At 63.3% G+C, this 10538-nt stretch carries 10 protein-coding genes; 7 read left to right on the top strand and 3 right to left on the bottom strand.

Annotated elements, in window-relative coordinates:
* The coding region (gene mmsB, locus D4Q51_RS05720) for a 3-hydroxyisobutyrate dehydrogenase (protein WP_120076773.1) at window positions 1-873 on the top strand (873 nt) is incomplete at its 5' end.
* 83 nt (window positions 874-956) lie between these two features.
* Entirely contained in the window at window positions 957-1100 is a 144-nt protein-coding gene (locus D4Q51_RS15655; RefSeq protein WP_162925167.1) for a hypothetical protein, read from the top strand.
* Between the two features lie 128 nt (window positions 1101-1228).
* On the opposite strand, the gene D4Q51_RS05710 is transcribed toward D4Q51_RS15655, so the two are convergent.
* Both D4Q51_RS05710 and D4Q51_RS05705 read right to left on the bottom strand, forming a co-directional pair.
* Complete coding sequence (locus tag D4Q51_RS05710; RefSeq protein ID WP_120076772.1) at window positions 1229-1774, bottom strand: VOC family protein; 546 nt, start codon at window positions 1772-1774, stop codon at window positions 1229-1231.
* A gap of 91 nt (window positions 1775-1865) precedes the next feature.
* Window positions 1866-2990, bottom strand: a complete 1125-nt coding sequence (locus tag D4Q51_RS05705; protein ID WP_120076771.1) for a CaiB/BaiF CoA transferase family protein — start codon at window positions 2988-2990, stop codon at window positions 1866-1868.
* A gap of 82 nt (window positions 2991-3072) precedes the next feature.
* Between D4Q51_RS05705 and D4Q51_RS05700 the strand changes: the two genes are divergently transcribed.
* Entirely contained in the window at window positions 3073-3855 is a 783-nt protein-coding gene (locus D4Q51_RS05700; protein WP_120076770.1) for a citryl-CoA lyase, read from the top strand.
* A gap of 9 nt (window positions 3856-3864) precedes the next feature.
* Here the strand turns inward: D4Q51_RS05700 and D4Q51_RS05695 are convergent, their stop codons facing one another.
* Window positions 3865-4485 (bottom strand): TetR/AcrR family transcriptional regulator, encoded by a 621-nt coding sequence (locus tag D4Q51_RS05695; protein ID WP_120076769.1) that lies wholly within the window; start codon window positions 4483-4485, stop codon window positions 3865-3867.
* 110 nt (window positions 4486-4595) lie between these two features.
* On the opposite strand from D4Q51_RS05695, the gene D4Q51_RS05690 reads away from it, so the two are divergent.
* From D4Q51_RS05690 to D4Q51_RS05675, 4 genes are all read left to right on the top strand, one after another.
* Window positions 4596-6944: a TonB-dependent receptor gene (locus D4Q51_RS05690; RefSeq protein WP_120076768.1), complete on the top strand. Its 2349-nt coding sequence runs from the start codon at window positions 4596-4598 to the stop codon at window positions 6942-6944.
* 26 nt (window positions 6945-6970) lie between these two features.
* Window positions 6971-7831, top strand: coding sequence for an alpha/beta fold hydrolase (locus tag D4Q51_RS05685; protein WP_338068454.1), 861 nt, complete (start codon window positions 6971-6973; stop codon window positions 7829-7831).
* Between the two features lie 50 nt (window positions 7832-7881).
* Window positions 7882-9105 (top strand): spinster family MFS transporter, encoded by a 1224-nt coding sequence (locus tag D4Q51_RS05680; protein WP_120076805.1) that lies wholly within the window; start codon window positions 7882-7884, stop codon window positions 9103-9105.
* Between the two features lie 123 nt (window positions 9106-9228).
* Window positions 9229-10524, top strand: a complete 1296-nt coding sequence (locus D4Q51_RS05675) for a tetratricopeptide repeat protein (RefSeq protein ID WP_240624581.1) — start codon at window positions 9229-9231, stop codon at window positions 10522-10524.
* Window positions 10525-10538: the final 14 nt, after the last annotated feature.

The raw sequence follows: 10538 nt of genomic DNA, 5'->3' as shown, positions 1-10538 counted from the left end.
ATGAAAATCGCATTCATTGGCCTTGGCAACATGGGCGGCGGCATGGCCGCGAACCTCGTGAAGGCGGGGCACGACGTTCGTGCCTTCGACCTCAGCGAACAGGCGCTGGCCGCCGCGAAAGAGCATGGCTGCGAGACCTTCACCTCCGCGTCCGAAGCCTGCGAGGGCGTGGACGCGGTTGTTTCCATGCTGCCGAACGGCGAGATCGTGAAATCGGTCTACACCAGCGACGTGATCGGCAAGGCGCCGCAGGGCGCGGTGTTCCTCGATTGCTCCACCATAGACGTCGCCACCGCGCGCGAAGTGGCTGAGGCTGCGGAGGCCGCGGGTTATGCCATGGTCGATGCGCCGGTTTCCGGCGGGATCGCGGCGGCAGAGGCGGGCACGCTCACCTTCATGGTTGGCGGCAGCAATGAAGCTTTCGCCAAGGCGAAGCCGGTGCTGGAAGGCATGGGCAAGGCGGTGATTCACGCCGGACAGGCCGGCAACGGACAGGCCGCCAAGATCTGCAACAACATGCTGCTGGCCGTGCAAATGATCGGCACCTGCGAGGCCTTTGCCATGGCGCAGAAGCTGGGGCTGGACCCACAGACCTTCTACGACATTTCCAGCGTCTCCTCCGGCCAGTGCTGGTCCATGACGAGCTATTGCCCGGTTCCGGGAGTAGGGCCGAAGTCGCCTGCCGACAACGATTACCAGGGCGGCTTTGCGACGGGCCTGATGTTGAAGGACCTGAAGCTGGCCATGGCTGCGGCGGAAACCGCCGGTGTCGACACGAAAATGGGCCGCCGTGCGAGCGAGCTTTACGAAGAGTTCGATGCAGACGGCAACGGCGGGCGCGACTTCTCTTCCATCATCCAGACGCTGAAATAGGGCCCTCGCAAAGGGCCGTGACCTGCGGCCCATGTGGTGGCATGATCCCTTCCAGACAGAGAATACTGTTTGGGAGAAGGACTATGCGTATCGCTCTGGCTGCTGCGGCGGCCATGCTTGTGCCATTGGGCGCGGGAACCGTTGCAGCGCACCATTCCATGTCGATGTTCGACAGCTCACGCGAGGTGAGCGTGAGCGGCACCGGCATCGTCCCAAGCCTGCTGTAGGAGGTCCGGCTGTACCTTCCACAGTTCAATCGCGCGTGTGCGGGGCGTGAAGCGGTGAGCCAGCTTCACGCGGTCAATGCGCCAGTCGGGCTGCGAGTAGGAGCCGACCAGCGATGTGGGAAGCAGCATCAGGCTGCGGCTTCGTCGTGGCGGAAGTTGTTGTTGTTACTGTAATCGCCCGCCAGCCAGCGTTCCAGCTCGGCGTGGGCTTTCGCCTTGCGCTCCTCCGCACCGTCGGCAGCACGCGGATCGTCGCGGCAGAATTCCACGATCATGCCGTTTGGATCTTCGACATAGACGCTTCGGCAATAGCCGTGCTCCAGCGCATAGGTCTTGGGTGGTTCGATCCCGGCCCTGGCGATACGTTCCTCTATCTCGGCCTGTGTCTCCTCGTCCACTTTTAGCGCGATGTGGCGGAAGGGGGAGGGGGCGAGTTCGGGGCCGAACTCCGCCTGGTCTTCCGGATCGGCGAAGGAGAAGAACGCCAGCGAGCTGCCATCGGCCAGGTTGAAGAACAGGTGGCAGTAGGTGCGATCCTTGCCGAACAAGTGATCGACCTCTGTCCAGCAGGCCGACAGGGGCAGGCCGATCACGTCTTCGTAGAACGCACGCGTTGCTTCCAGATCGTCCGTGACATAGGCGGTGTGGTGCAGACGGCTTGGCAGTTTCCCCATCGATAGTCTCCCGTGGTGGCCGGCTCTCGCGGCTCTTGATTCCGGACTTTATCAAACAGAGCGGCAGGCGCAAATGCGCGCTGGCAGCCCCCTATCGGCTGAGGATTTCCTTGTTGTGCTGGCCCAGTTCCGGTGGTGGGCTGACGCTGTCCTCGATCTCTCCATCGAACCGGATGGGATTGCGGATGGTGCGGAACGTGCCGCGCTCCCCTTCGCCCTCGATCACCAGCCTGTGGTGCTGCGCCAGTTCGCCTTCCACCACCTGCTTCGATGTGTAAACAGCAGAGTGCGGCACCTCGAGCGTGCTCAGCCGCTCCTCCCAATAGGCGCGCGGCTTCGTGGCGATTATCGGGGCGAGGAAGGCCACCACCTTCTCGTAATTCTCGATGCGGGCAGGGCGGCTTTCGAATTCGGGGCGCTGGAGCATGTCCGGTTGGCCGACCGCAGTGGCGAGGTTCTCCCAGAACTTGGGCGGGCTCGACATGTGAAGCGCAACCCAGCCGCCGTCCTCGCACTGGAAGACGTAGCTTTGCGAAACATGCGGGCGGCTCCATGGGCCCATCACTTCGTTAGCGCTGAGATAATGGGTGAAATCGTCGAGATTGAAATGCGCCATAGCCTCGAACATCGAGGTTTCCACCCGGCGACCCTTGCCGGTCTTCTCTCGCTCGTAGAGGGCGGCAAGGATGCCGTAAGCGGTGTAGAAGCCCGTCACCGCATCGCCGATGGCGGGGCCAACGACGCGCGGATTGTCGGGGTTTACCAGCAGCCGCAGAAAGCCGCTGGCGGCCTGGCTGACGGTGTCGAAAGCGGGGCGATCCTTCCACGGGCCGTCGTTCCCGAAACCGGAGATGTCGGCATAGACGAGGCGCGGGTTGATGTCCTGCAAACGCTCGGCTCCCACGTGCAGGCGCTCTGCCACGCCGGGGCGGAAGTTCTGGATGAACACGTCGGCGGTCTTCACCAGCTCGTCCAGCGCGTCGAGGTCTTCCGGATTGGCCTTGGTGTTGAGCTCGATCGACTTCTTGTTGCGGTTGTAGGTCTGGTAATGCGGTGAATAGAGATCGCCCTTGAAAGCCCGGAAAGGGTCGCCCGTTTCGGGCATTTCCACCTTGATGACTTCGGCACCAAGGTCCGCCAGCAACATGCCCGCCGCAGGGCCGGTGATGAACGTGCCCATGTCGAGCACGCGGATGCCTTCGAGAGGTCTGGCCAATGTGTCTCTCCCTTGCCTCTGCGGCCTATCGCTATAGGCAGGTGGCAAGCGCCGCAACCGGATAGAATCAAGGAGAGGGACTTTGCGCACCAGCAAGCAGGACACAGGATACTCGGCTATCTGCACCTCCGACGCGGACTCCATAACCGTGCGCGGACGGGACCTGTGCGAGGACCTGATGGGAAAGTTCGATTTCTCCAGCTATTTCTGGCTGCTGGTGACGGGACAGGAGCCTGACGAGAACCAGAGCTTTTTCCTTAATGCGACGCTGGTCGCCCTGGCGGAGCACGGCATGGTCCCTTCCGTCGTCGCCGCGCGCATGACGCTGGCCGCCGCACCGGAAGCGGTGCAGGGCGCGGTGGCGGCGGGCATCCTCGGCTGCGGTTCAGTGGCGCTCGGCAGTGCGGAGATCGCCGGGCGGTTCTATGCTGAATGCGTGGAGGACCAGCGCGCGAGCGGCGATCCGGTGGCAGACGTGGCGGTACGCAACATTCACCGCTGGCGGGAGCACACCAAGGCCGTGCCGGGCTTCGGCCACTGGCAGCACGTTGAAGGTGATCCGCGCGCGCTGAAACTGCTGGAACTGGCCGACGCGCGCGGAGTCAGCGGAGAGCACGTCGCCATGATGCGCGCAATCCACGCTGCCTTGCCGGAAACCATCGGCCGCGAACTGGCGGTGAACGTCAACGGTCCGATTCCCGCCATCCTGCTCGATATCGGCTGGCCGCTCTCAGCGCTGAAAGGCATCGGCCTGCTGTCGCGGACCGGCAGCCTGATCGGCCACCTGACCGAGGAGGCGGAGCGGCCCGTCGGCTTCATCATGAGCGGGGCGTCGTCCGCCGCCATCGAATATGATGGAGACTGATCGCGCCCCTTACCGGCTGGCGATACCGTCGCGAAGCATGGCGTTGGCGACATCCGCGATCCGGTCCGGCTCGTCCCCTTCGCCCCAGACGGAGTAGCGAAGGCCGAGGAACACGTTCATTCCCATGATAGCCCAGGCATGTGCCTCGTCCATGCCGGGTGCAAACTCGCGCGCGGCCTCGCCTTTCTGCAATCGTTCGAGAATGCGCTTGGCCGTGGTCTCGTAGTGCTCGCGGAAGCTGGCGGGGTCGACGAACTCCGCTTCGTCGATGATCCGGTAGATTTCCTTGTTGTCGCGCGCGAATTCCAGGAATGCGCGCAGTGCGGCGCGTTCGATGTCAAATCCGGCGAGGTCGGGCGTTACGGCCTTGCCCGCCTGCGCAGCGACCTGTCCGCTCATGTCCTTCACCAGCGCGCGGAAGATTTCGTCCTTGCTGTCGAAGTAGGTGTAGAAGCTGCCCAGCGCGGTTCCGGCGCGGCGGGTTATCCCGCTGATCGACGCCTCGTGAAAACCCTTTTCCCCAAATTCCTTGGCCGCCGCATCCAGTAGCTTGCGCAGCGTCTGCCGCCCGCGTTCGGTGCGTGGAACCTTGGGTTCGCTATCGGGTGAGCGGGACTGCGATGTTGCCATTTTGCAATGGCTAACCGCTTTCCGGCGGAAGCGCAAAAACTAAAAGTTGAAAGGTGGTTCATGTTTCAATATCAGATGCGGGGATAAGAATCGTTCTTGGGAGAATACCGATGTCGAAAGCCATTCTCTGGCAATCCGCCGCTACTGCGCTCGTCCTGGGTGCATTCGCCATGCCCGCCCACGCGCAGGAGGCGGGCGATCCGCTGCCGCAGGCTGAAGAGGCGCAGGGCGGCACGATCATCGTTACCGCGCGCCGCCGTGAAGAGCGGCTGGTTGACGTGCCGGTGGCCGTTTCCAGCTTTGGCGCGGAAGAACTGCAGCAGCGCGGCTCCGTAGACATCACAGATATCGCGCAGGTCACGCCCAACACCACTCTTGAGGAATCGCGTGGCACCAACTCCACCCTGTCCGCATTCATCCGCGGCATCGGCCAGCAGGACCCTGTCTCCGGCTTCGAGCAGGGTGTCGGCATCTACCTCGACGACGTTTACCTGAATCGCCCGCAGGCCGCCGTTCTCGACATCTATGATGTGGAGCGTATCGAAGTCCTGCGCGGGCCGCAGGGCACGCTTTACGGTCGCAACACCATCGGCGGCGCGGTGAAGTACGTCACCCGTGAATTGCCAGACGAAACCAGCCTGCGCCTGCGCGCCACGGCCGGCACCTACGGTCGTCTCGAGGGCGTCGTCACCGCTTCCACCCCGATCACCGACCTGGTGCGTGTCGGCGGTTCGGTTGCGCGGCTGACGCGCGACGGCTTTGGCGAAAACCTCACCACGGGAGAGGAAAACTACAACAAGGATATCTGGGCAGCGCGGGGCACCATCGAAGTGGGCGGCAACGGCGAGCCCTACTTCATCCGCTTCTCTGGTGATTACACCAAGGACGAGTCCAACGCGCGCGGCGGCCACCGCCTGATCCCGGGGGCAACCTCCGGCGCGCCGGTGCTCGATGATGTCTACGACACGCGTGGCGGCCTGACTGATCCCGAACAGGACGTGGAAGCCATCGGTGTGGCCCTCAATGCGCGCTTCGATCTGACCGAAGCGCTGACCCTGCGTTCCATCACCGCCTACCGCAAGGACGACAGCGCCTCGCCGATCGACTTCGACGCTCTGCCCGCTGTTAGCTTCGATGTCCCGGCCTACTACCGAAATTCGCAGGTGAGCCAGGAAGTGCAGCTTTTGTGGGATGACGGCGGTCGCTTCACTGGCCTGCTGGGCGGTTACTACCTCAACGCCACGGCCGATACGCAGTTCGACGTCCGCCTGTTCACCACCTTCGCCGGCTTCACGGCCTTCACAGAGGCGAACGTCGACACGGAAACTTTCGCTGTCTTTGGCGACTTCACCTACGATTTGACCGACCGGCTCAGCCTGTCGCTCGGTGGCCGCTACACGTGGGACGAACGCACGGCAGATATCCTGCGCCAGAATTACCTCGGCGGCGGCTCGCCGGTCTTCGGCGGCGCGGGAATTCCGTTCGGAGCTCCGGGTACGGATTTCCAGGGCACAGCGGACTTCGATAAGTTCACGCCGCGTGCCTCGATCAGCTTCCAGCCGACACCGGACCACAACCTTTACGCCAGCTATTCGCAAGGCTTCAAGGGTGGCGGTTTCGATCCGCGCGGCGTGGGTGTGAACGCACCTGCCGCGACGCCGGGAATGCCCACCGACGCGGAAATCACGGACTTCCTTACTTTCGCACCTGAATCGGTCGACAGCTACGAAGTGGGCTACAAGGGCAGCCTGCTGGACGATGCGGTCTATGTCGCTCTTGCCGCTTTCTATGCCGATTACACCGATGTGCAGATCCCCGGCTCGGCCGCCTGTAATGTCGGGGGGATCGCCACGTTCTGCGGCGTCGTGACCAATGCGGGTGCGGCGGAGATCAAGGGTATCGAATTCGAAACCAATGCCCGCCTCGGCCGTGACCTGGCGACTGCCGGCGACGAGCTTCGCCTGTCCGGTTCGCTTGGCTGGATCGATGCCGAATACACCGAGTTCGTGACGCTGATCGGTGGGCAGCCAACCGACGTTTCCGATTTCCGGGAAGTGCAGAACACCCCTGAATGGAGCGGCAGCGCAACGCTGGGCTACACTACGCCTGTCGGCAGCGGCGATCTCTACCTCGGTTCGACCGTGTCCTACCGCAGCGAGACTTCGCAGTTCGAAGTCCCCAACCCGTTCCTCGATCAGTCGGGCTATGCGCTTGTCGATGCCAGCATCGTCTGGACCAGTGCCGACGGCGGGTTCAGCCTCGGCCTCTACGGACGCAACCTGACCGACAAGGAATACAAGACTTCGGGTTACACCTTCGTGGTGGCCGATCCGGCAACCGGGGAGATCCCGCTGAACGATGATGGCTTCCCGACCCCGTCGCTTGGCACTGAAGGGGCGCTGACCGCATTTTACGGGAACCCGCGCCAGGTCTACGTAACCGCCACTATCGAATTCTGATCCGCGCCTCGCGGACGGAACACTCGATGATGGAATATCGCGAACACCGTTACAAAAGCGCGTGCGGGCAGCTGGAGCTGTTCGCACGCGATTACCCCGCTGACGGCCCGCCCCTGCTGCTTATGCACGGGCTCACCCGCAACAGCGGCGATTTCGAACCGCTGGCGCAGCACCTTGCGGGCAAGTACCGGCTGATCGTGCCGGACCAGCGGGGACGGGGGCTGTCGCAGGACGATCCCGTTGCGGCGAACTATCGGCCCGATGTCTATGCGAAGGACATGTTCGCTCTCCTGGAGAGCCTTGGCATCGAAGGTCCTGGCCTTATCGGCACTTCGATGGGCGGCCTCATGGCCATGGTGATGAACGCGATGAAGCCGGGATATTTTCCCGCAATCGTGTTCAACGATATCGGCCCTGTGCTGGACCCGGCAGGACTTGCCCGGATCGGCGGTTACGTCGGTGGAGGGGAGCCCTTTGCGGATTGGGAGGCTGCTGCAAAGGCCTGCGCCAGCATCAACAGCGATGCCTTTCCTGGTTACTCGCAGGCGGACTGGCAGGCATGGGCGCGGCGCACGTGCCGCGAGCTTCCCGATGGGCGCATAGCCTTTGCCTACGATCCTGCCATCGCGGATGGCTTTGCCGACATCAGCGACGAACCTCAGCCCGACATGTGGCCTTTGTGGAAAGCGCTTGGCAATACCCCCGTGTTGGTCCTTCGCGGCGCCCTGACGGACCTGTTGACGCTGGATACAGTGCGCGAGATGGAACTGCGTCACGCCGGACCATTCACGCACGTGGACGTGCCTGATCGAGGGCACGCGCCCATGCTGGACGAGCCCGCAGCGCTATCCGCAATTACCGAATTTCTAGAAGAGCATGTAAATTGAGCACCCAGACCGCCAGCAAGCCTGACCCGAACCGCAATGTGGTGCTGGCCATGCTGCTGGTGGTCTACATCTTCAATTTCGTCGACCGGCAGATCCTCTCCATCCTCGCCGCACCTATCCAGGCGGACCTCGATCTCAGCGACGGCGAAATGGGGCTGCTGGGCGGATTGTCGTTCGCCTTGCTGTATTCCACCATGGCCGTTCCGCTGGCGGCGCTGGCGGATAGGACCAGCCGCAGTTGGGTGATCGCAGTCTCGCTCGCCGCGTGGAGCGGCTTCACCGCGCTGTGCGGACTGGCGCAAAATTTCTGGCACATCTTCCTCGCCCGCCTCGGCGTGGGCATCGGGGAAGCGGGCGGGGTCGCCCCGTCCTACGCGCTGATCGGCGACTACTTCCCCAGTTCGCAGCGGGCGACGGCGCTCTCGATCTATTCGCTGGGCATTCCCATCGGCTCCGGCCTGGGCGTGCTGATGGGCGGCTACATCGCCGCGACGGTGGACTGGCGTGCGGCGTTTTTCGCGGTGGGCCTCGCAGGGGTGATCATCGTGCCGATCTTCAAATTGCTCGTGCGCGACAAGGCCAAGCCCAAGGTAGCGGCGGACAATCCCGCGCCGCTGCCCGAAACGCAATCCCTGAAGGAAACTGCCGGAATTCTCGCGCGCAAGAAAAGCTTCTGGTTCCTCTCCTTCGGGGCGGCAATGTCGTCCATGCTGGGCTACGGCATCGCCTTCTGGTTGCCGAGCCTGCTGATCCGCAGCTTCGGCTTCGACCTCGTGCAGGCGTCGCAGTTCTTCGGTGCGGTCCTGCTCATCGGCGGTGTGGTCGGCGTAATGGCAGGGGGGCTGCTGGCAGACCGCCTGGGCGGGCGTGACCGGGCCTATTACGCATGGCTTCCGGGGCTGGCATTTTTCCTGGGTGCGCCGCTGTTTGCAGCGGGCATCACCAGCAGCGACTGGAAACTGGCCTTTATCCTGTTCCTGTTACCGCAGGCGCTGGCCTACATCTGGCTCGGCCCGGTTCTCTCCGCCGTACAGCATCTTGTCGTGCCCGCCGCCCGCTCGACGGCATCGGCGCTGTTTCTGCTCATCAATAACCTGATCGGCCTTGGCGGCGGCATCTACGCTTTGGGGGCGCTGTCGGATTTCCTCACTCCGATCTACGCCGAGGAGGCACTGCGCTATTCCATGCTCTATGCGCTTGGCCTTTATGGCATTGCGGCCTTGCTGATGACTTTCGCGGGGCCGGCCCTGCGCAAGGATTGGGTCGCCGAATAGCGGCTCAATAACTGCCTTACGGCATTTGTAATCTACCTAACGCAATTGTCATTCAGATCACGCGCTGGATTATAATACCGCTCCCCGAATTGGCGAAACTATCCAATGCTTGGGGGCATTTAGATGTACAGATTACTCGGGTTCCGCGAAGGTGCGGGAGCTGCGACGGCGATGCTGATCGCGCTTGCCTCACCTGCCGTTGCACAATCGGATGATGCTAACGCGGAACGGGACTTTGCCCAGCTTTCCACCCAGACGGGCACCCGCGCAGGCGACCCGGACTTCGACTATGCGCTGGCCATCGCCGCCATTGACACGGGGCGCTACGGCGAAGCGATTATCGCCCTCCAGCGCGTGCTGGCCGTACAACCGGACAATGCCTCAGCCCGCGCCGAACTGGCCCGCGCCTATGCGATGGCAGGCGATATCGACACCGCTCGCGAGGAATTCGCGACTGTCGTCGACGATCCCAGCCTGCCGGACCCGGTACGCCAGCGTTTCACCGGCTTCGTTCGCCAGTTCGACGAACAGATTTCCGGCGGCGGCAGTTATGTCAGCGGTTTCGTGGATGCGCGCGTGGGGCATGACAGCAACGTCAATGCTGCAACGGACCTGACGACGCTCACGATTCCGCTGTTCAGCTTTCTTGGCCCCGGCACATTGGGCGCGGGGGCGCGGGCGCAGGACGATGAATTCGTGGAGATCAGCGCCGGGATTTCCGGTGTCCACGCCCTTGGACGGCAGGATAGGGTGTTCGCCAGCCTGCTGGGCAGCGCGCGCGAGAACTTCGACGTATCCGCTTTCAGCCAGGAAAGCCTTACCGGCACGGCGGGCTATGCCCACTCCTTCGCCAATCGGGACGTGATCTCGATCAGCGCGCAGGCCCAGGTCTTTGCGCTGGATTGGGCCGGCTATCGCGACAGCGTGGGCGCCATCGCGCAATACACGCACATGACCGGGCGCGGGCAGGCGCTGACCGTTTCCGCGCAGTACAATCGCCTGAACTACGCCGGTCAGCCGCTGCTGGATGCAGATCGCGCCGCCTTCGGCGTGGGGTATGTCACGCAGAATCTGTCTGCCAGCGTGCAGGGCGGCATCGAGGAAACGCGCCGCGTGGCGGGCGACCATTTCTCCAACTGGTTCGCCACCGCCTCGCTCGGCGCGGAACTGCCGTTGGGCGAACGTTTCGCGCTGGTGGCGGGCGGGGCCTTCGACCTGCGCCGCTATGATGCGCCCGATCCGCTGTTCCTAACCGAGCGTTCCGACGAGCGCCTCGACCTTCAGGGCGGCATCAAGTTCGCGCTGACGGGCAGCATCTTCCTCCAGCCGCGGGTCACATACACCCGCAACTGGAGCAACATCGCAATCTACGATTATGACCGCTGGACCGCCTCTGCCGGCCTGCGTTTCGAATTCTGATGCCGACCGGGAGA

The sequence above is a fragment of the Aurantiacibacter odishensis genome (assembly GCF_003605195.1).
Lineage (GTDB): Bacteria > Pseudomonadota > Alphaproteobacteria > Sphingomonadales > Sphingomonadaceae > Alteraurantiacibacter > Alteraurantiacibacter odishensis.
The sequence above is the reverse complement of the archived record's forward strand: the minus strand, read 5'-3'. Positions and strand labels throughout refer to the sequence as shown.